Annotated in this window: 23 protein-coding genes, 1 tRNA gene and 1 pseudogene; 1 reads left to right on the top strand and 24 read right to left on the bottom strand. The window is 45.1% G+C overall.

Annotated features, from left to right (window positions below):
* Positions 1-7: 7 nt before the first annotated feature.
* The 17 genes and pseudogenes from RWS24_RS03885 to RWS24_RS03805 all read right to left on the bottom strand — a co-directional run bounded on the left by RWS24_RS03885 (position 8) and on the right by RWS24_RS03805 (position 12,246).
* Complete coding sequence (locus RWS24_RS03885) at positions 8-1,009, bottom strand: NADP-dependent oxidoreductase (RefSeq protein WP_314365592.1); 1,002 nt, start codon at positions 1,007-1,009, stop codon at positions 8-10.
* Positions 1,010-1,090: 81 nt separating this feature from the next.
* A complete protein-coding gene (locus tag RWS24_RS03880) occupies positions 1,091-1,522 on the bottom strand; it encodes an Rrf2 family transcriptional regulator (RefSeq protein ID WP_314365590.1) in 432 nt (143 codons plus the stop codon).
* A gap of 174 nt (positions 1,523-1,696) precedes the next feature.
* Positions 1,697-2,164, bottom strand: coding sequence for an SsrA-binding protein SmpB (smpB, locus tag RWS24_RS03875; protein WP_002894882.1), 468 nt, complete (start codon positions 2,162-2,164; stop codon positions 1,697-1,699).
* Entirely contained in the window at positions 2,127-4,475 is a 2,349-nt protein-coding gene (rnr, locus tag RWS24_RS03870) for a ribonuclease R (RefSeq protein ID WP_314365587.1), read from the bottom strand. The genes smpB and rnr overlap by 38 nt, the downstream gene beginning before the upstream one ends.
* 89 nt (positions 4,476-4,564) lie before the next feature.
* The gene (gene secG / locus RWS24_RS03865) at positions 4,565-4,798 is read right to left on the bottom strand and encodes a preprotein translocase subunit SecG (protein ID WP_002894878.1); all 234 of its coding nucleotides are present in this window, start codon (positions 4,796-4,798) and stop codon (positions 4,565-4,567) included.
* A gap of 42 nt (positions 4,799-4,840) precedes the next feature.
* Positions 4,841-4,990 carry a 50S ribosomal protein L33 gene (rpmG, locus tag RWS24_RS03860; RefSeq protein WP_072074309.1) on the bottom strand — a complete coding sequence of 50 codons (150 nt, stop codon included), beginning with the start codon at positions 4,988-4,990 and terminating at the stop codon, positions 4,841-4,843.
* Positions 4,990-6,192: a multidrug efflux MFS transporter gene (locus RWS24_RS03855; RefSeq protein ID WP_314365738.1), complete on the bottom strand. Its 1,203-nt coding sequence runs from the start codon at positions 6,190-6,192 to the stop codon at positions 4,990-4,992. The genes rpmG and RWS24_RS03855 overlap by 1 nt, the downstream gene beginning before the upstream one ends.
* 3 nt (positions 6,193-6,195) lie before the next feature.
* On the bottom strand, positions 6,196-6,792 hold the full coding sequence (coaE, locus tag RWS24_RS03850; RefSeq protein WP_314365581.1) for a dephospho-CoA kinase: 597 nt from the start codon (positions 6,790-6,792) through the stop codon (positions 6,196-6,198).
* A 5-nt stretch (positions 6,793-6,797) separates the two neighbouring features.
* Positions 6,798-7,622: a DNA-formamidopyrimidine glycosylase gene (gene mutM / locus RWS24_RS03845; RefSeq protein ID WP_314365577.1), complete on the bottom strand. Its 825-nt coding sequence runs from the start codon at positions 7,620-7,622 to the stop codon at positions 6,798-6,800.
* A gap of 27 nt (positions 7,623-7,649) precedes the next feature.
* Positions 7,650-8,120, bottom strand: coding sequence for an NUDIX domain-containing protein (locus tag RWS24_RS03840; RefSeq protein ID WP_314365574.1), 471 nt, complete (start codon positions 8,118-8,120; stop codon positions 7,650-7,652).
* Between the two features lies 1 nt (position 8,121).
* A pseudogene (locus RWS24_RS03835) lies at positions 8,122-8,337 on the bottom strand (alpha/beta hydrolase); the annotation flags it as partial.
* A gap of 28 nt (positions 8,338-8,365) precedes the next feature.
* Entirely contained in the window at positions 8,366-9,271 is a 906-nt protein-coding gene (locus RWS24_RS03830; RefSeq protein WP_314365570.1) for a Fic family protein, read from the bottom strand.
* A 223-nt stretch (positions 9,272-9,494) separates the two neighbouring features.
* Positions 9,495-10,394, bottom strand: coding sequence for a GTPase Era (gene era / locus RWS24_RS03825; protein WP_002931140.1), 900 nt, complete (start codon positions 10,392-10,394; stop codon positions 9,495-9,497).
* A gap of 66 nt (positions 10,395-10,460) precedes the next feature.
* Positions 10,461-10,859 carry a diacylglycerol kinase gene (locus tag RWS24_RS03820; protein ID WP_314365564.1) on the bottom strand — a complete coding sequence of 133 codons (399 nt, stop codon included), beginning with the start codon at positions 10,857-10,859 and terminating at the stop codon, positions 10,461-10,463.
* On the bottom strand, positions 10,840-11,337 hold the full coding sequence (ybeY, locus tag RWS24_RS03815; protein WP_125434438.1) for an rRNA maturation RNase YbeY: 498 nt from the start codon (positions 11,335-11,337) through the stop codon (positions 10,840-10,842). The genes RWS24_RS03820 and ybeY overlap by 20 nt, the downstream gene beginning before the upstream one ends.
* Before the next feature lie 218 nt (positions 11,338-11,555).
* A tRNA-Thr gene (locus RWS24_RS03810) sits at positions 11,556-11,628 on the bottom strand.
* A gap of 48 nt (positions 11,629-11,676) precedes the next feature.
* Positions 11,677-12,246: a GNAT family N-acetyltransferase gene (locus RWS24_RS03805; protein ID WP_314365560.1), complete on the bottom strand. Its 570-nt coding sequence runs from the start codon at positions 12,244-12,246 to the stop codon at positions 11,677-11,679.
* Positions 12,247-12,376: 130 nt separating this feature from the next.
* On the opposite strand from RWS24_RS03805, the gene ald reads away from it, so the two are divergent.
* Entirely contained in the window at positions 12,377-13,489 is a 1,113-nt protein-coding gene (ald, locus tag RWS24_RS03800; protein ID WP_314365557.1) for an alanine dehydrogenase, read from the top strand.
* Between the two features lie 85 nt (positions 13,490-13,574).
* Here ald and RWS24_RS03795 read toward each other — a convergent pair whose 3' ends face one another.
* From RWS24_RS03795 to rplA, 7 genes are all read right to left on the bottom strand, one after another.
* Positions 13,575-14,564 carry a PhoH family protein gene (locus RWS24_RS03795; RefSeq protein WP_314365555.1) on the bottom strand — a complete coding sequence of 330 codons (990 nt, stop codon included), beginning with the start codon at positions 14,562-14,564 and terminating at the stop codon, positions 13,575-13,577.
* Between the two features lie 90 nt (positions 14,565-14,654).
* On the bottom strand, positions 14,655-14,870 hold the full coding sequence (locus tag RWS24_RS03790; protein ID WP_314365552.1) for a YozE family protein: 216 nt from the start codon (positions 14,868-14,870) through the stop codon (positions 14,655-14,657).
* A gap of 67 nt (positions 14,871-14,937) precedes the next feature.
* Entirely contained in the window at positions 14,938-15,792 is an 855-nt protein-coding gene (gene cvfB, locus RWS24_RS03785; RefSeq protein WP_314365550.1) for an RNA-binding virulence regulatory protein CvfB, read from the bottom strand.
* A 104-nt stretch (positions 15,793-15,896) separates the two neighbouring features.
* Complete coding sequence (gene frr, locus RWS24_RS03780) at positions 15,897-16,454, bottom strand: ribosome recycling factor (RefSeq protein WP_002894858.1); 558 nt, start codon at positions 16,452-16,454, stop codon at positions 15,897-15,899.
* Between the two features lie 19 nt (positions 16,455-16,473).
* Positions 16,474-17,199: a UMP kinase gene (gene pyrH, locus RWS24_RS03775; protein ID WP_002894857.1), complete on the bottom strand. Its 726-nt coding sequence runs from the start codon at positions 17,197-17,199 to the stop codon at positions 16,474-16,476.
* Positions 17,200-17,393: 194 nt separating this feature from the next.
* Positions 17,394-18,842: an amino acid permease gene (locus RWS24_RS03770; RefSeq protein ID WP_314365547.1), complete on the bottom strand. Its 1,449-nt coding sequence runs from the start codon at positions 18,840-18,842 to the stop codon at positions 17,394-17,396.
* Positions 18,843-18,973: 131 nt separating this feature from the next.
* Complete coding sequence (gene rplA / locus RWS24_RS03765; protein WP_002894855.1) at positions 18,974-19,663, bottom strand: 50S ribosomal protein L1; 690 nt, start codon at positions 19,661-19,663, stop codon at positions 18,974-18,976.
* Between the last annotated feature and the right edge of the window lie 65 nt (positions 19,664-19,728).

The raw sequence follows: 19,728 nt of genomic DNA, 5'->3' as shown, positions 1-19,728 counted from the left end.
TTTCTAATTATTCAAAGCTGAGAACTGTTTTCCCACGTGAACGTCCATTCGCAACCTTATCGAGAGCAGCATTCACCTCATCAAACGTGTAAACTGTATCAATAGATGGTTTGATTTCAAGATTACTGAAAATATCTGCCACTTCTTGTAATTGGGCACCATTACTTTCAACAAAGATAAAATGATAATGAACACCATACTTCTCAGCCATCTTATCAAACTTACGACCAGCAAGTCCTAGCAAGATTTGTTTCCATTTTGGCAAGTTCATGCGTTTAGCAAAAGCACCATTTGGCATCGCTCGAAGAGAAACTAAGTGTCCGCCTTTTTTCATGATAGACATTTGCTTCTCTGTTTCAGCACCACCAAGTGTATCCAAAACATAGTCCACATTGCTGACAGTTTTTGTATAATCCTCCGTCTTGTAATCAATAAAGCGATCTGCCCCTAGGTTCAAGACACGCTCAGCGTTAACGGCAGCACCATTCGTGATGACCTTCAAGCCTTTTGCTTTAGCAATGGGAATCGCCATGCCACCAACACCACCTGTACCTCCAGAGATGAAGATTGTTTTACCAGCTTGAGCTCCCATAAGCTCAAGAGCTTGCATAATAGTCAAAGCTGTCAAAGGCACCGCAGCGGCTTCTATGTCTGTCAAATATTCTGGAACTTTTGCCAAGGCTTCACTATCTACACCAACATATTCCGCAAAAGCTCCGATATGATCAAGTGGGAGGCGAGCAAAAACACGGTCGCCAAGTTTGAAGTTGCTGACACGGCTTCCAAGTTCTTCAATAACTCCAACAACTTCATTTCCAGCTGTTTGCGGCAATTTGTAAGGAACAATCATCTTAACTTCTCCTCGGGAAATCATATTGTCCAAAGGATTGACTCCCGCTGCAGTGACCTTAACCAAAACTTGATTATCTGTAATGATAGGCTTTGCTATTTCTGTTATCGTAAGGTTGATGTTCTTTTTGTCATATTTTATATGTAGTGCTGCTTTCATTATAATCTCTTTTCTATCCTTTATCTTCTTTGCATCAAGTGCAAGACTGTATTTTTGTTTTTAAAACTAAGATTTTACAAGTCAGTTTCGAACTTGATTAGCTGTTTTATATAAATTATTGATGACATCATCTAATGTTTGATGGCGCAATGCCTTTTCTAGTTGAGCTTCTGCAATAGCAAAAATCGGCGAGACCGCTTCTTGAATATTTTGTCCGACAGGACATTCTTGATTAGCGTTCTGATGCATTTGAAACAAACTAATGCGCTTAACTTCTTGGGTAGCATAATAAATCTCAAGTAAACTCATCTTCTTAGGAGTTTTGCCGAGTTGATAGCCCGATTTACCTTGATGAGAAATAATTAAACCTGCATTTTTCAACAAGGTAATGACTTTTCGGATATAGCTAGAATTAGTTCCTACACTCGTCGCTAAGTTTTGCGAACTCAAAGTCTCCCTACTCTCACTAATCATTGTCAAGATATGCAAAGCCACTGAGAATTTTGTATCCATAGAAACTCCTTTTTCATAAACTTGTATCTGATACAAGAACAAGTATATCACCTGGATGGTTACTTATCAACTATTATGCTCACTTCTTTTTTTAAATTAGAAAAGTCATCGAAGACAATCGAATAACTGGAAAACTTGCTCCCTAAAATAAAAAAAGACCGGTCACCCAGTCTTTCATCTTGTATTAAAGTTCTTCATTTGTCTTGCGATGTCGCGGTTTTGCTCGCGGCGTTTGATGGACTCGCGCTTGTCGTAGTCGTGCTTCCCTTTGGCTAAGCCCAGGAGGAGCTTGGCATAGCCATCCTTGAGATAGACCTTGAGCGGCACCAGCGTCATACCAGTTCCCTTGGTCTCCTGCTCCAGCTTTTGGATCTGCTTCTTATGCAGCAGCAGCTTTCTGCGACGTTCAGGCTCTTGGTTCCAGATATTTCCCTCTTCATAAGGCGCGATATGGACATTGCTGAGCCAGGCCTCACCGTTCTTGATCTGAGCAAAGCCGTCTTTGAGATTGATGCGGGCGGCACGGACGCTCTTGATTTCCGTCCCTGTCAGCACCATGCCGGCCTCGATGGTATCCACGATGGTGTAGTCGTGTCTGGCCTTTTTATTTTGCGCGACGACCTTTCCTTCTCCCTTTGCCATGCTTGGCTCCTTTCTTGACTAGTTCCTTGTAAAATGCCTTCTGGCTCTTGCCTTTCTTGGACTTCTTATCTTTCTTATCTCTGTAGCCTTTTTCTTTGGAAGAATGGCTGCGCTTGTCATCTTCACGGCGTCTCTTTCTGCCTGACTTGCCTCTGCCACTCTTGCTAGTCTTTTCTATCAGGTCAAATTCACTAGGCAGGTATTCAAAGTCAATCTCGCCCGTAGCCTTATCCGCTCGAACCAGCTTGATGCGAATTTGCTGACCGACCTTGAAGACTACGCCAGACTTTTCTCCTTGCAGGGTCATCGTCCGCTCAATGTAGCTGTAAAACTCTGGCAGATTGGTGACATGAATCAAGCCTTCGACCGTATTGGGCAGCTCAACAAAGAGTCCAAACTTGACCACGCTTGAAACCACACCGTCAAACTCTTCTCCAACGAATTCTTCCATGTACTCAGCCTTCTTCATGGCTTCGACTTCACGCTCGGCCTCGATAGCCCGACGCTCTCGGCTGGAAGACTGACTGGCAATCTCTGGAATCACTTGCTCAAAATGCTCTGCTATTTCTTTAGACTTGCCATAATCCCGCACCATCCGGTGAACCAGAAGGTCAGGATAGCGGCGAATGGGACTGGTGAAATGCGTATAAAACTCCGCTGCCAGACCATAGTGACCGTGATTGTGCTCAGAATAGCGAGCCTGCTGCATGGAGCGCAAAAGCATCATGGACAGCACTTCCTCATAAGGCTGGTCTTTGACCGATTCCATAATATCCTGCAGAGCCTGCTGACTCATAGAGCTAGCCGTCCCGTATATCCGAATCCCAAAGCTAGAGGCGTAGTCGATAAACTTCTGCACCTTCTCCGCCTTAGGCTCCTCGTGAATTCGATAGATGAAGGGCAGATTTAGCTTAGCAAAATGCTCAGCCACCGTCTCATTCGCCACTAGCATAAAGGACTCAATCATACGCTCGGCAATTCCCCGCTGACGTAGGACAATATCCACTGGGCATCCTTCCTTGTTGACCATGATTTTGGCTTCATTGGTGTCAAAGTTAAGCGCACCGCGTTTAAATCGCATGCTTTCCAGAATCTCATGCAGCTGGATCATACTGTCAATGCTAGGTACAATGGCCTTGAACTGCTCAGCTTTTTCCTCATCTCCTGCGATGATGTCGTTGACATCGCTATAGGTCATGCGAAAGGTTGTCTTGATAACTGTCTGGGTAATGCTATGCTTGACCACGCGCCCCTTGGCATCTATCTCCATGATAGCCGACTGGGTCAGCCGATCCACATTGGGATTGAGAGAGCAGATTCCGTTTGACAGGCGCTCCGGCAGCATAGGCACCACACGGTCAGTCACATAGACTGAAGTCGCCCGATTGAGGGCTTCCTTGTCCAGCTCAGAGCCTTCTTTGACATAGTAGGACACATCTGCGATATGGACGCCAAGCTCAAAGTTGCCATTTTTCAGTCGCTTGATATGGACCGCATCGTCCAAGTCTTTGGCATCCGCTCCATCAATGGTGAAGGTAATCTCTTCACGCAGGTCCAAACGGCCTGCCAAATCACTCTCAGTCGGTGCATCCGGAACTTGCTCAGCTTCTTCCAAGACCTTTTCTGGAAATTCAGAGACAATGTCCATAGACTCCAGCACTTCCAGTACATCAATGCCTGGATCATTGACATGACCGACCACATCGACCAGACTGGCCACAAAGAAATCGTGTTTCTTGGTCGGATATTTATCAATAGCGACCTTGAGCACCTCTGTACCATCCAGAACCATAGCTGGTTTTTTGACATAAATAGGCTGGCTTATTTTCTGATTTTTCGAGCGGATATAACCCGCATACTTGGGCTTTTCCTCATCCAGAACCAGCTGACCAACCGCTGACGTCAGGCTGTGCTCCAAAATATCGATAATCTTAGCCTCAGCTGATGTTCCCTTGATACGGTCTGCCACCTTGGTAATGACTACTTCCACCGTATCACCATCAATGGCATGATTGACATCATTACGGCCGACAAAGAGGTCATCCTCTTCCTCATTCAAGGTAACAAAGCCAAATCCATTCTTGTGGGCATGAAAAACACCCTTGAGCGTCAGACGCTCCTGCTTTTTCTTCTCATAAAGCTCAATCCGCCCCTTGTCATCAAAACGAATCTGATGCTTTCTTTCCATCTGGGAAATGGTCTTGACCAAGCTACTAAAGTCCTTGGAAGATTCTTTCCCCAAAGCAGCCGCCAGCTCATCTACGCTGGCCTGCTGCCTGTCTTCTAAATATTCAATGATTTCTGATTTCATATTCCTCTTCTTTTGATGAGTTCTTTCTTCATCTCTTCTAAATCTCTTTAAAACTTAAAAAATAGGCCAAGACGAAGTCAGAGCCCATTTTATTTGCTAGATAATACTGCTAATACCAATGCAATCAGTAGCCAGAAGAAAATCATGATTCCCGTCATACGCTGCATCACAGCTTCAAAACCGCGTGCCTTAGGACGTTCAAACAAGTCGTTGGCACTGGCATCAAAAACGTTGCTGGACTGATTTTTGGTTGGCTGCATGAAAATTGCAATGACAATAATAGCTGATAAAATGACTAAAATGGTTAATAATAGGTTGTACATAAATAAAAACTCCTTAAAATCCTATCTATTTTATCATAAAATCTACTTGGATTCAAGATGTAAGGTAACTTTTCTTTCCTTGGGACAATACTTTAAGACCTCTATTTTTTCCGGATGCGTTTTAGTATTTTTGCTGGTCAGATAGTTCTGACTGCCGCAGCTGGAACATTTTAAATTTATTTTAACGCGCACTAGATATCCTTCTTTTTAAATAAATTTCGAAAACTAAAGAGATTGGCCAGCATACTAACGGCAACCAGCCCTGCTGTTGCATAAAAGACTGAATGATAGCCATAGGCTGCCGCAATGACCGATCCAGACATAGGGCCGACCACCCCACCCAGATAAAAGAAAATCTGATTATAGCTGAAAATCCTAGAGATTCCAAATTTGGGTGTTATCTTACTTAGCAAAGCATTGACACCTGGTATCAGCGCCCCTGTTCCTAGACCAAATAAAAAGCGATAAAAGCCTAGCTGCATAGGGGAGCCAGCATTGGCACAGAGCAGATAAATCAGGATTGAATAGAACTGAGCCAGCACCAGAAGCCGGTGATTGCCGATACGGTCTCCTAACCGCCCCAGAATGCTGGAGCTCATCATACTGGAAAGTCCCATGCTAGAAACGATGAGACCCGAAATAAAAATCAGATTGTCCTTTTGACCCAGTTCTCTGACATAGAGGGCAAGGATAGGGCTGATAGATTGAGCTGCAAACTGGATAACAAAGCTGGTCAGAAAGAGATTCATCAGCATCTTAGGATACCTGAGTTGACGCAGCAATTCCCTATAGCCTACCTCTTCTTGTCGGGTCACTGGCACAAAATCCTCCCGAATCAAATAAAAGGTCATCAAGGCTGCCACTAGAAAAAAGCCGCCAATCAGAAGAAAGACATTGCGGATACCGAACATCTCCGCAATCAGACCGCCAATAAACGGCCCCATAAGATTACCCGCAACGACACCCGTCGAGAGAGTTCCCAGAGCATAACCCGTTTTTTCCTTGGGAGCCTGACTGGCAATCAGAGCTGTGCTGTTGGGAACATAACCAGCGAAAACACCGTTTAGAAAGCGTAGGAGCAAGAGCCAGAAAATGTTGGGCACAAAAGCAATGCCGCCCATAGTGAAAACCATGGCAGTAGCTGCACGTATCATCATAGGCTTACGGCCATATCGGTCGGCCAGACTTCCCCAGACAGGAGAGAGCAGCGCCGCTGAGATGGCAGAGAGTGAAATCCCTAGCCCAGCGTAATACTCCACCTCATGACCACTAGCCCCTAGCTGCTCCACGAAAAGTGGCATAAAAGGCGTCACCAGAGAAATGCTGGCGCCCGTCAGGAAGTTCCCAAACCAAGCGACTTTCAGGTTATGTTTCCAGTTTACTTGTGTCGTGATAAATCATCTTCTTTCTAATTTCTGCAAAGCATCGCGAATCTGCTGTCGAGTTTCCTCAAGCGAGCCATTATTATCAATCAGCACATCCGCCCTCTTTCGTTTTTCTTGTAAAGATAGCTGAGCTGCTATGCGTTTCTCTGCTTCTTCCTGACTGAGAGCATTTCGAGTCATAAGACGACTGAGCTGAGTTTCCACCGTCACATCCACCAGCCAGATTTGGTCAAACCAGTCCTCATATTGTAACTCAAACAGCAAGGGAAGATCCATAAAAAAGATGTTTTCCGTCTCTGCCAGCAAATCTCGCCTGCCAACCAGTTCCTCGCGGATAATCTGATTTTGTATTTGACTGGATTGCTCCAAGAGTTCGTGATTCCCAAAAATCATAGCTCCCAGCTTGGGCCGATCCAAGCGCCCATCTTCCTGTAAGATAGCTGAGCCAAAAGCGGATAAAAGAGCTTGATAAAGCCGTCCCCCCGGCTCTTGCAGCTCATGCACTACCTGATCCGCATCGATGACCTGATAACCCCGCTGCCTCAAAAACTCTGTCACAGTTGACTTACCCGAGGCAATGCCGCCAGTGATACCAATAATTCTTGCCATGACAGCTACCTCACTTTCTGACAATGAGGACAGAGATGAGTACCGCGTCCACCCAGCTTAATTTTTTCAATCGGGCTGCCGCATCTAGCACAAGGTTGACCAGTCTTTCCATAGACCTGCAGAAAATCCTGCATAGTGCCATCTTCACCCAAAGCATTACGATAGGTCCGAATGGTCGATCCTCTCTTTTCAATCCCAAGCTGCAAAACTTCTATAATCTGCTCACGCAACCGCTTCACTTCAGCAGGCTTCAGACTATCTGCTGGCCTTGCCGGATGAATCCGCGCCCGCCAAAGAGCCTCATCTACATAGATATTACCCAGTCCAACGACCAAGGTCTGCTCCAGCAAATAGGGTTTGATGAGCTTCTTGGAACGACTCAAAGCTGCGGCAAAAGGCGACAAAAGAAAGTCCGCATCTGTCGGCTCAGGACCAAGCTTTCTAGCAGCAAAATAAGACTCCAACTGATCCTTTCTCAAGAGCTCCATGGTCCCAAACTTGCGAACGTCCTCATAAACAAGCGTTCCACCATCCGTCATCTCGAAAAAGACATGGGCATGCTTGCACTCAGGCACCGCATCAGGATAAAAAAGATACTTGCCTTCCATTCGCAGATGGGAAACCAGCACTCCACCCGTCAGGTAAAAGAGCAAATACTTGCCCCGACGGCCAATCCTTTCAATGGTCTGACCTGGCAAGTCATGAATAAAGCTATCCACTCCCGTTCCAATCATCTTAGCATAGCGGACTCGCACCTGCCCAATCGTCTTGCCAGCAACCAGACGTTCCAAACCGCGCCGAACCGTTTCCACTTCAGGTAATTCAGGCATAAAGCTCCTTTCTTATTCTTCCTAATATCAAAGTCCCATAGCAAAGCTGTCTGAAAAATATTCATCCAGCATCAGGCGATGTTTATCCGATATATTTTCCAGCTCTGCTATTTCTTCTTTAGAAAAAAAGCCTAAAAGCAGTGTTTCCTCGTTGTGAAAATTGGAAATATCAAAATTCTCCAGTGCCTGCAATTCATACAGAAAGACAACCGTCTGCACTTTGTCACCATTAGGATAAGATTCATCAAAATTAGTGTAAACATTCAGCAAGCGCTTGGCTTCAACAGAAATGCCTGTCTCTTCGTAAAATTCACGCACGGCTGCTTGCAGAGAAGTTTCCCCAAGTTCCATAGCTCCTCCAGGAATCGCCCATGTTTTCTTATCACCTCGCAACTGCAAAAGCACACGACCGTCCTCGTCTGCCAGAATTCCACCCGCAAAATTCAGAATAACCTTATCATGTCCCACTTTGGAGCGAATATAGGAAATATAGTCCATATCAAAATCCTTTCAATTTCTCTGGGAAGGCAGCGTTTTGAAAGAAGTAGCCTAGTAGCTGAATATGCGTATCCATATCACTAAAAAGCCAAGCATGCCCTTTGCCAGAATAATAGGCGCATTCAGACCTAACATTTTTCTGCGCTAACCTGCGATGCCAGTCATGAATGGTTTCGGCTTCTTTCTCACCTGAGACAAAGAAAGCAGGATTGGAATGATTTATATCAACTATAAATCTAATCTCCTTATCCTTCGTCATCAAGAGATAGAATCTCCAAATACATATCCAATCTTTCATTGATATATTTGGCAAATAAATCCTCCATTGCCGATAAACTTCCTTTTGAATGAAAGTCGTCAAATGCTTGGTAATAGGCCAATCTATCCATAAATTTTATATCAATCGGTGGATAGCCCGCCTTCATCAACTCCAAATTCACCAAGAGCCTACCCGTTCGGCCATTGCCGTCAATAAACGGATGGATACTCTCAAAGGAAATATGAAACTGAGCTAGTTTGGTCACCATATTTTCCTGACTTGCAGCATAGTCCACTAGGAGTTTTTCCATCAATGGAGCAATCATATACGGCTGAGCCGGTTCATTAGCTGCTCCCATGATGCGCACTGGGACTCTCCGATAAATGCCTCGGTCATTTTTTTTATCCGCTAATACTAGATAATGAATATCCTTTATCATCTGTTCTGACAAAGGCTGTTTCTCCTCAACAAGCCTTTGAACATACTGAAAAGCCTCCTGATGACCGATTGCCTCCATATGATCTTTTAAAGGCTTTTGGTCAATAGTCAATCCACGCAGGACCAAATCTGTCTCACGTAAGGTCAGAGTATTGCCCTCAATGGCATTTGAGTTATAAGTATATTCGACTGTGAACTCTTCATTCAACCGCTCCAACTCTCCATCCGTCAAAGGGCGAAGTTTTGACAGCTGCATCATCTTTTCATCAATCAAGGGCAAGAGACTCTCGACTTTTTTATAACGGCCATCTGCTGGCTTTCTGGCATCTGAGGGAATTCTCCACAAACGCCCTTCTTGGACAGCACCCGGAATCTTTCCCTGACTGCACAGAGACCGAACTCGACGATCAGAAATCCCCCAGAGATCAGCTACCTGCCTCACTGTCATATACATGAGCACTCCTCACTTTCTCCCTCTATTATACCATAGTTCGGAACAATATGAGGAATAACGGAACAATGTTTGCAAATTAACGGAAGGATAGCAAATATTTAATAACGTAATATCAACAATTTTCTATCTTGCTGCTAGTTTGTAGTAAAAAGAGATAACAAAATGTTATGCTCTCTTTCACCGCTATTTCAAACATAATTTTTCCAAGCTGGCTTAGAAAACCTCAATACTCCTTCTTATTATAGCCAAAGTCCGCCAAGTCCAGCTTCTTGTCCCGCCAGTTTTTCTTGACCTTGACCCAAGTTTCTAGGAAGACCTTGTCCCCCAGCATAAGCTCAATATCGCGCCGAGCCATAGAGCCGATTTTCTTCAGCATAGAGCCGCCTTTGCCGATGATAATGCCTTTTTGACTATCACGCTCTACCATGATGGTCGCTCGAATATGAACCTTGTCCGTCTCCTCGTCTCGCTTCATACTGTCAACAACCACCGCGACTGAGTGGGGAATTTCCTCCCGTGTCAGCATCAAAACCTTCTCCCGAATCATCTCAGACACTAGGAAACGCTCTGGATGGTCGGTAATCTGGTCTTCTGGGAAATACTGGAAGCCTTCTTCCAAATTCTCACTGAGGATGTCAACCAGACGGGAAACGTTATTGCCCTGCAGGGCTGAAATCGGCACGATTTCTTTGAAGTCCATCTGCTGGCGGAAATCATCAATTTGCGCTAAAAGCTGATCCGGATGGACTTTATCAATCTTATTAACCACCAAAATAACTGGCACCTTAGCCGCTTTCAAGCGCTCGATAATCATGTCATCACCCTTGCCACGCGGCTCATCAGCCGGCACCATGAAGAGGACAGTATCCACCTCACGCAGGGTGCTGTAGGCCGCTTCCACCATAAAATCACCTAGAGCCGTCTTGGGCTTGTGGATTCCCGGCGTGTCGATAAAGACAATCTGCTCCTTATCCGTCGTGTAAATTCCCATAATTTTATTACGTGTGGTCTGAGCCTTATCGCTCATGATGGCAATTTTTTGCCCCATAACATGATTCAAAAAGGTTGATTTCCCAACATTAGGACGTCCTAAAATAGCTACAAAACCTGATTTAAAAGTCATTATTTCACCTCTATTATTTCCATTAAAACAGCAGAAAATCGGCAGTCTCCCCCGATTTTCAAATCTTTAAAAAATCCAATCCCAAATCTTTGGAACAAAAATAATCAGTCCTGTCACAACTGCAAAGCCAGACACGACCAGAACAGCTCCCGCTGCCATATCCTTGGCATTCTTGGCCCGCATAGAAAAGTGGTAATCACTAGCCAGATCCACGACATTTTCAATAGCAGAATTGACAATCTCAAAGGCAATGACCAGAAAAATGCTCAAAAAGAGAAAGAGCCACTCTATCGCAGACAAGTCAAAAATCAGTCCTGCGACCAGCACTGCCAGAGCCGAAAGGACGTGCTTGCGCAGATTGCGCTCCTCTTTAAAGGCTGTAAAAATACCGGTTAAAGCAAATTCCAGACTCGAGACCACGTCTCGATTTTTCCATTTGCGTTTGTTATTTCCTTGTGAGTCCATAAGCAGTTAAAATTTCTTCCTGTAAACCAAACATTTCTGCTTCTTCTTCAGGCGTATAGTGATCATAGCCGTTGATATGCAGAAAACCATGCACTGCCAAAAAGCCCATCTCCCGCTCAAAGCTATGGCCGTATTCTTCAGCCTGCTCACGCGCCTTGTCCACTGAAATGAACAGCTCGCCGATATAGGCGTCAAAATCCTCCAGCATCTCAGCTAGCTCAGGGTGGTCCAGCAAATCCTCCTCGTCAACAGCGATATCCAGCTCAGGCTTATACTCCAAGCTAATCACATCCGTCGGCCGATCCGTATCTCTATATTCTAAATTGAGTTCATGACTGCGCTCATTACTAACAAAAGTCACAGCCATTTCCTTCTTTTCCTTGCCCGTTTTCTGGGCCGCAAACTCCAAAATTTCCTGAGTCTGTTTAAGAATCTCTTCCGAAACCTGACCCGTCTCATCTACCATTTCGATATACATATCTTACCCGCTTTGCTAGTATTACCTTATTATATCATATTTTGGCTCACTTTAGGGAGCCGAGGGCAGGGTTTTGGAAAATAGCAGAGCAGATTTGTCAACCTCTCACCGCAAAGACAAAAGCAGCTATTTTTCCCCTCCTCAAAACTTTGCCTTTCATTACCAGCTATCATTGACAAAAAGAAAAGGCTGGGAAAACCCAACCTTGTCCTACAAGATGCTAATTGCCGGGATCGAACCGGCGACCTCATCCTTACCATGGATGCGCTCTGCCAACTGAGCTAAATCAGCGTACCTATCTAATATATCATGTAGATAGGTGCTTGTCAATATCCTTTCTCATTTTTTTGCAAAATAATCTTCCCTAGTCAGATAGTAATGAACCCGTGTCACAATGCGGCCGTTCTCATGTTTGTCTAGTGATGCGTAAGGCTCTTCGTGGGAATATTTCATACCAGACTTGACCATAACCCTGCCAGACGATGGATTATCCACATCGTGCAGCGCTACAAGCTTGTTCATCCCGATTTCTTCAAAAGCCAGCTTGATGACTGCGCGATTGGCCTCTGTCGTATAACCCTGATTCCAGTATTTTTTATTGACTACATAGCCGATAGCCGCCGTTTTCAAGTCTAGCCTAATCTTATGAAGGTCAATCGTCCCGATGAATTTGCCACTCTCCTTCACTTCTATCCCCCAGCGCCCCAGAGGATTGGCCAGATAAAAGAGAGCGATATTATTGCGTGTTTCTTCCAGGCTTTTATTTGTCTCAAAGGTATAGCGAGTATTTTCCTCATCCGAAGCATACTCAAACATCGCCGAGGCATCCTCCAAGGTCACCGGACGCAGAATCAGCCGCTCAGTTTCCAGTCTGGTATGACGAACCAGTTTGACATAGATATTTTCCATTTGGACCTCCTAGATTTTCTTAACAGAATAGCACAATTCACTAATGAAAGCAAACCACTCTGATTTTTTCTTGATTTTTGAAGCGTTTTCCTATACAATAAAAACATCTTAAAAAAGGAGCATATTTTTTATGTTAATCGGTATTCCAAAAGAAATCAAAAACAATGAAAATCGCGTCGCTCTGACACCAGCTGGTGTTCATAGTCTCGTTGGCAAAGGCCATGAAGTTCTGATTGAGACAGATGCTGGTCTGGGATCTGGCTTTGCCGATGCAGACTATGAAAAGCAAGGTGCAAAAATCGTCCCTACTGCTGCAGAAGCGTGGGCAGCTGAGCTAGTGGTCAAGGTCAAAGAACCTCTGGCCTCTGAATACGGCTTCCTCCGTGATGACCTCTTGCTCTTTACCTACCTGCACATGGCTGCCGCTCCTGAGCTAGCAGATGCTATGACTAGTGCTAAGACAACCGGTCTGGCCTACGAAACTGTCCGCGATCAAGATGGACAACTGCCACTCTTGGTACCTATGAGTGAGGTAGCTGGCCGGATGGCTGTCCAAATCGGAGCCCACTTCCTGACTAAGCGTGAAGGCGGATCTGGCGTGCTTCTCGGCGGTGTTCCGGGTGTTCCGAAAGGGAAAGTTACCATCATCGGTGGCGGTGTAGTAGGAACTCATGCCGCTCGTATCGCTCTAGGATTGGGTGCTCAAGTGACTATTCTGGATATCAGCGCTAAGCGTCTGTCTGTCCTAGAAGATGTATTCGGTCATCAAATCCAGACTCTCATGTCTAATCCTTTCAATATCGAAGCTAGCGTTCGAGAGGCAGATGTCGTGATTGGCGCTGTCCTCATTCCAGGTGCGAAGGCTCCAAAACTGGTGACAGACGATATGGTTAAGCAAATGCGTCCAGGCTCTGTCATTGTAGACGTAGCCGTTGACCAGGGCGGTGTCATTGAAACAGCCGACCGTGTAACGACTCACACCGAGCCTGTCTATGAAAAACACGGTGTCCTCCACTATGCAGTTGCTAATATCCCTGGGGCCGTAGCCCGCACTTCTACTATCGCTCTTACTAATGTCACCCTTCCTTATGTTGAAGCTTTGGCAGGGAAAGGCTTCAAGCAAGCCATTGCAGATGACCAAGGCCTGCGCCAAGGTGTCACAACCTACCAAGGTCACATCACCAGCCAGCCAGTTGCAGAAGGCCTCAACAAGGACTACACATCTATCGATGAACTCGTTTAGTTGATTTACTAGGTTATTAGCAAGCAACCGAGACTTGAAATTAATCATACGAAAAGAGCAGATTTCCTTCTGCTCTTTTTGTATGCTATTTTATTTCTTCTGGCTCAGTTGCAGTCTCTTTAACAGGAGCTGGTTCATAAGCCCGGATAATCTCTGCCACCACCGGATGACGGACTACATCCTTAGCTGAGAAATGGACAAAGTCAATCTGCGAAATGTTTTTCAGTTTCTCTTGAGCGTCAATGAGCCCAGATTTGACATTGCGAGGCAGATCGACCTGACTGATATCTCCATTGACAATCATCTTGGACTGGAAGCCCAGCCGAGTCAGAAACATCTTCATCTGCATGATGGTGGTATTCTGCGCTTCGTCCAGAATCACAAAGGCATCATCCAGCGTCCGCCCCCTCATATAGGCTAAGGGTGCAATCTCAATGATTTCTCGCTCCATCAGCCGCGTCGTTTGGTCCTTACCCAAAATCTGATACAAGGCGTCATAGACTGGCCGCAGATAAGGATCTACCTTTTCCTTAAGGTCACCAGGCAGAAAGCCCAGACTCTCACCAGCTTCCACAGCCGGCCTTGTCAGGATGATTCGCTTGACCTGCCCACGCTTGAGAGCTGTCACGGCCAAGGTCACCGCCAGAAAGGTCTTCCCTGTCCCGGCTGGCCCGATACCAAAGACAATATCATGATTTTTAACACTGTCCACATAGATTTTTTGACCAAGTGTCTTGACCCGAATTGGCTTGCCATAGCTGTCCTTGATAATCTCTTCTTCGTAAAGAGCTACAAACTTATCAATTTCATCATTTTTGACCATGGTAATGGCTGTCACAACATCGGGTGTGCCAATGGTCATGCCACGATTGACCAAGACCAAGAGAGCTTGAATGACCTGTCGAGTCTCCTCGCAGGCAGCCTCCGTACCCAAAATCTGCACAATCTCGGTTCGGGCATGAATGGTTACCTTCAATTCCTGCTCCATCAAGCGCAGATGGCGTTCATTAGAGCCAAAGAGATGAAAAGCATCATCTGGATGGCCCAGTTTCAATTCTACTGAATGTTCCTGCAAACAAAGAACCTCTCTATTTTATTTTTTTGAATGAATTATCTTTATTATATCAAAGCAAGCAGAAAATGACTATCCCTAGCCACTACCCACTTAATGGGCTTGATATTCTTCCCAAATAGCATCAAACTCCCCCAAGTTAAAGGAAAAACTTGCATGCTCCTCCAGAAAACGACTGACCTCATCAAAATCATCCGTATGCTTGGGAAAGGCCGTATCCTGAAAAGCCAAATCCGCCAAAATAGCCTTTGGCTCCTTGCTCTTAGGATTGCGCTCTGTCATCAGCCAGCTGTAAAAAGATTTTCTCATAGGTTCCTTTCATTTCTTTAAGATTGTATCCTTTCAGGCATTAGCTCTAGATATCAACTCTTTAGCCTCATACCAACTCCGTTCCAGTCGGATCTTGCTTGATCTTACCAGCTTTCATCAGCCCACCCAGAGCTTTTTTAAACTGGCCTTTGGAAATGCCAAAGGTAGCCTTGATGTCGTCTGGTGAAGATTTATCGTTCAAAGTCATAAAGCCGCCATTGCTTTCCAGATAGGTCAGAATCATCTGGGCATCATTTTCCAGCATTTCAAAGGAGCGAGGCTTGAGGGAGAGGTTAAGGGTGCGGTCTACTTCACGGAAGCCAATCACCCGTGCGTCCAAGACCTGTCCCAGACGAGGCTCTGCATAGCGCTCACTCGGATGAATAAAGCCCAGCATATTATTCTCCGGCAGATAGACAAAGGTGCCAGAAAGCTTGAGCCGATAAACAATGGCTGGCCAGTTTTGGTTTTGCATGTTATTGTAGGCAGGACGAGCCAGACGCTTGAAATCCTCCTGATAGGCCAACTGGCCCCAGATACGATCTTTCTTGTCCACATCCAGTCGGATATAGAGGCGGTCGCCCTTTTTTGGCCAGAGTTCCTTGATTTCTGGCAAGATGTCCAGCGATACCACGATTTGCTTATCCGGCAGACCAGTATCGACAAAGACGCCTAGATCCTTGCGGACCTCCGTTACAGTTCCCCAGCCAAACTGGTCTTGAGTAGCTGTAACTTCAAGAGTTGTCAGACGAAGCTTCTGCTTCATATCGCTGTAGGCAAAGCCTTTGACAGACTGACCTAGCTCATGCGCTCCCTCTTCCTTAGAAAGAGCGTAAACCTGACCGTCCTTTTGAACAAAGTAAAAGCGATTATTTTCATCCGTGATGATACCCACAATGAAGCTGGCAAGATTTGTATTCATATAGACCTATTTTCTACCTTGCTTCTTCAAACTGGGCAAGGATTTTTGATGTTAAAACAACTCAGTCAACCAAGGCCAACTGAGTTTTGATTCTGATAAAAATTTTAAACTTCTAAAAGTTCTTTTTCCTTGTTTGCTGTCATCTCATCGATATGTTTGACAGCATCGTCCGTTACTTTTTGAATATCCTTTTCCAAGGTCTTCAATTCATCTTCAGTGATTTCTTTGGCTTTTTCCTGCTTCTTAGCTTCGTCCATAGCATCGCGGCGGATGTTACGGATAGCAACTTTAGCATTTTCACCAACCTTTTTCACTTCTTTAGCCAAGTCCCGACGGGTTTCCTCTGTCAGAGCTGGAATGACCAGACGAATCACAGAGCCATCGCTAGCTGGCGTAATCCCAAGGTCAGAAGCATTAAGCGCACGCTCAATGTCCTTGATAGAAGACTTGTCAAAAGGTGTCACCAAAAGAACACGCGCTTCCGGAATCGTAATTGAAGCGATTTGGTTGAGCGGAGTTTCTACTCCATAGTACTCAACATGGATGCGGTCCAAAAGGCTGGCATTGGCACGGCCTGCACGGATGCTGCCAAATTCACGAGCCAAACTTTGGTGCGAGTGGGTCATTCTTTCTTTTGCTTTTTCTACAATTGCATTTGCCATGAGTTTCTAATCTCCGTTCTTATAAATTATTTGATACTGTTGTTCCGATTTGCTCACCGATAACAACGCGTTTGATGTTGCCCGGCTCATTCATATTAAAGACAACTAGGTCAATGTCATTGTCCATAGACAGGGTCGAAGCCGTTGAGTCCATAATCCGCAGTCCCTTACTGATAACATCCCGGTGGGTCAGCTCATCAAACTTAACAGCGGTCTTATCCTTCTTAGGATCAGCATTATAAACACCATCCACACCGTTTTTAGCCATGAGAATCGCATCTGCTTCAATCTCTGCTGATCGCAAGGCAGCGGTTGTATCGGTTGAAAAATAAGGAGAACCAATACCTGCACCGAAAATTACGATACGGCCTTTTTCCAGATGACGAAGAGCCCGACCTCGGATGTAAGGCTCAGCTACTTGCTGCATAGCAATCGCTGTCTGCACGCGCGTATCAACACCTACCTGCTGTAGCGAATCCGCCATTACCAGCGCATTCATGACAGTGCCCAACATACCAGTATAGTCGGCCTGCACGCGGTCCATGCCCGCTTCTGCTGCCGGCTCACCCCGCCAGAGGTTTCCGCCTCCGATGACCAGAGCAATCTGAACACCCAAATCGTGAACTTCTTTGATTTCTTCCGCCATTTTCTGAACGGTTTGAATATCAATACCAACACCTTTTTCACCGGCAAGAGCTTCACCTGACAACTTAATCAAAATACGCTTATACTTAGGTTCTACCATTTTTTTACTCCTTATTTTATCTGTACTATTTTACCACATTTTGAAATTTTTATATAGTTAAATCACTGAAATTTTTCTTTTTTCCTTTTTGGGAAATAGCAGAGCAGACAAGCTCATTTCACAGAAAAACCAGCCCCATCATAAGATAGGGCTGGAAAGTGATGATTTCAATCATGCCTTGCAAGATCTGCTTACTATTCGAGAGACCGTTTCTTTTCTCGCTTAGCCAAGATTGGCAGGATGACACCCAGACTGATTAAGACGATTGGGGTCAAAATATTGGTCAAGAGAGAGAATTGCCAGCCAGCAGGGTCTGTAGCATAGTCTACTTTGGGAACCATCCCTAAAATGCAGGCAAAGGCTGTAAAGAGGAAACACCAAGCTCCGATGGCAAAACCAACTTTTGGATTTTTGGTAAATTTGTACTCTGCATTCTTGTACTTCTTCCAGGCCTTATTTAACATCATGAAGGCAAGGAAAACCCAGAGATACCGCATGGGCATAACGATAGAGTTGAGATTGGTCATCCATTTGACCAGGCCGTCAATTTCTTTGATTCCAAAGATAGGCAGAATAATCAAGAAGCTAACCAAAATCCCTGTCAGGATGTAACCGTTAATGAGAACACCTTTTGATGTCCGCTTGCGCAGCCAGCTTGGGACAAACTCTTCATCAGCATTATTGAGCATGATTTGCAGAGGCGCGTCAATAGAGAAAGCCAGTGCAGCAATCTGTCCAACCATATTAGTCAAAGCATAGATCACTACTAGTACATTGCCCACTCCCCAGTAGTTGCCCAGCTTTTGGAAGGCTTGGTAAGCGCCGTTTCGCATCAGATCCTCAGGAATATTGCTGCCATCAAAAAGCATGCCCATAGCCAAAGAGCCTAGGATAGCAGAGGCACCAACCATAACAGCCATGACAATCATCCCCTTTGGAAATTCCTTGGCTGGATTGCGTGTTTGGTTAACGTAAGGCGAGATTTTCTCAGCCCCGCCGACCGCAAAGACTAAGAGGGAGATAGTCGTGAAATAAGAAAAATCAAAATTGGGAATGTAAGTGCTGAGCTTATCCATATTGGCCGTCGCAAACTGCATATCAGGTTTGATAAATGGTGCCCCGACCGCTAAGAGGACGAAGAGGAAAGACATGATGAGCATGGCACTTCCTGCCAAGCCCCCAATCACCTTGAGCGTGGACAGCCCCTTGGTAGACAAATAGAGAAAGGCACCGAAAATCAGCAAGCTAAGAATAACGATCCAGTGAATATCAAGACTGCTCAAAAAGTCTCCATTTCCCTGAATGGCCCAGCCCAACGGGATCAAAACTCCCTGAGGTTTCTGAGCTAGATAGGGAATATGCACCACCCAGTAAGTCCAGGCCGCAAAATACGCCAGTCGCTTGGTAGAGGTCTTCTCCACCCAGTCACTGACACCGCCTCCGCTCTCCTTAAAAGTCGAGCCTAGCTGCCCCACGATGAGAGCATAGGGAATAAAGTAAATAGCCAGGATAAGAATCCAAGAAACAATTACTGAGATGCCCTGCTGGGAATAGTTGTTGACCACATTTCCCAGACCCCAGACCATATTAAAAGCAATCAGAGATACCATCAGCCAAGTTAGCTGGTTCTGACCTTTTTTCATGACACCGTCTCCTTTTGTTATAAAATAAATTGATTCGATATTATTATAACATGTTTCTTTGCAATTGTAACCGCTATCATCATTTTTATTGCAAAAAAAAGAACCACCCGCAGGCAGTTCTATTCAAATTCTTAAAGTGAGTTTACGTCAACCTTGATACCAACACCTTGTGTAGTAGTGATAGTCAAGTTCGTTACGTAAGTACCTTTAGCAGTAGCTGGTTTTGCTTTTTGGATTGTGTCATTGAAAGCTTTGAAGTTTTCAACCAACTTGTCAGCTTCAAATGAAACTTTACCAATGATAGCTTGTACGTTACCTGCACGGTCTGCACGGTAAGTAATCTTACCACCTTTAGACTCTTCAACTGCTTTTGCAACGTCCATTGTTACAGTACCAGTCTTAGGGTTTGGCATCAAGTTACGAGGTCCAAGGACACGTCCAAGGCGACCTACAAGTGCCATCATGTCAGGTGTAGCGATTACTACGTCAAAGTCCAACCAACCGTCGTTGATTTTTGCAACAAGGTCATCTTCACCAACGAAGTCTGCACCAGCAGCTTTTGCTTCTTCAGCTTTTGCACCACGTGCGAAAACAAGAACGCGTGAAGTTTTACCAGTACCGTTTGGCAATACCATTGCTCCACGGATTTGTTGGTCAGCTTTTTTAACGTCGATGTTCAAGTTGTAAGCAACTTCTACAGTTGCGTCAAATTTTGCAAAGTTAGTTTCTTTTGCAAGTGCTACAGCTTCTTCTACGCTGTATGCTTTTGTGCTGTCGATTTTTTCAAGAGCAGCACGAAGTTGTTTGCTTTTTTTAGCCATTTTATCTTTCTCCTTGTAAGTGGTTCAATCGATTTTCATCTCCCACGTCACTCGTCAATCTGATC

Source organism: uncultured Streptococcus sp., assembly GCF_963528215.1.
Classification (GTDB): Bacteria; Bacillota; Bacilli; order Lactobacillales; family Streptococcaceae; genus Streptococcus.
This window is presented reverse-complemented; position numbering and strand designations above follow the sequence as displayed.

Coding starts and splice junctions, on each gene's coding strand:
- RWS24_RS03885 (WP_314365592.1), bottom strand. CDS start 1,009: ATGAAAGCAGCACTACATATAAAATATGACAAAAAGAACATCAACCTT.
- RWS24_RS03880 (WP_314365590.1), bottom strand. CDS start 1,522: ATGGATACAAAATTCTCAGTGGCTTTGCATATCTTGACAATGATTAGT.
- smpB (WP_002894882.1), bottom strand. CDS start 2,164: ATGGCAAAGGGAGAAGGAAAGGTCGTCGCGCAAAATAAAAAGGCCAGA.
- rnr (WP_314365587.1), bottom strand. CDS start 4,475: ATGAAATCAGAAATCATTGAATATTTAGAAGACAGGCAGCAGGCCAGC.
- secG (WP_002894878.1), bottom strand. CDS start 4,798: ATGTACAACCTATTATTAACCATTTTAGTCATTTTATCAGCTATTATT.
- coaE (WP_314365581.1), bottom strand. CDS start 6,792: ATGGCAAGAATTATTGGTATCACTGGCGGCATTGCCTCGGGTAAGTCA.
- mutM (WP_314365577.1), bottom strand. CDS start 7,622: ATGCCTGAATTACCTGAAGTGGAAACGGTTCGGCGCGGTTTGGAACGT.
- RWS24_RS03840 (WP_314365574.1), bottom strand. CDS start 8,120: ATGGACTATATTTCCTATATTCGCTCCAAAGTGGGACATGATAAGGTT.
- RWS24_RS03830 (WP_314365570.1), bottom strand. CDS start 9,271: ATGTATATGACAGTGAGGCAGGTAGCTGATCTCTGGGGGATTTCTGAT.
- era (WP_002931140.1), bottom strand. CDS start 10,394: ATGACTTTTAAATCAGGTTTTGTAGCTATTTTAGGACGTCCTAATGTT.
- RWS24_RS03820 (WP_314365564.1), bottom strand. CDS start 10,859: ATGGACTCACAAGGAAATAACAAACGCAAATGGAAAAATCGAGACGTG.
- ybeY (WP_125434438.1), bottom strand. CDS start 11,337: ATGTATATCGAAATGGTAGATGAGACGGGTCAGGTTTCGGAAGAGATT.
- RWS24_RS03805 (WP_314365560.1), bottom strand. CDS start 12,246: ATGGAAAATATCTATGTCAAACTGGTTCGTCATACCAGACTGGAAACT.
- ald (WP_314365557.1), top strand. CDS start 12,377: ATGTTAATCGGTATTCCAAAAGAAATCAAAAACAATGAAAATCGCGTC.
- RWS24_RS03790 (WP_314365552.1), bottom strand. CDS start 14,870: ATGAGAAAATCTTTTTACAGCTGGCTGATGACAGAGCGCAATCCTAAG.
- cvfB (WP_314365550.1), bottom strand. CDS start 15,792: ATGAATACAAATCTTGCCAGCTTCATTGTGGGTATCATCACGGATGAA.
- frr (WP_002894858.1), bottom strand. CDS start 16,454: ATGGCAAATGCAATTGTAGAAAAAGCAAAAGAAAGAATGACCCACTCG.
- pyrH (WP_002894857.1), bottom strand. CDS start 17,199: ATGGTAGAACCTAAGTATAAGCGTATTTTGATTAAGTTGTCAGGTGAA.
- RWS24_RS03770 (WP_314365547.1), bottom strand. CDS start 18,842: ATGAAAAAAGGTCAGAACCAGCTAACTTGGCTGATGGTATCTCTGATT.
- rplA (WP_002894855.1), bottom strand. CDS start 19,663: ATGGCTAAAAAAAGCAAACAACTTCGTGCTGCTCTTGAAAAAATCGAC.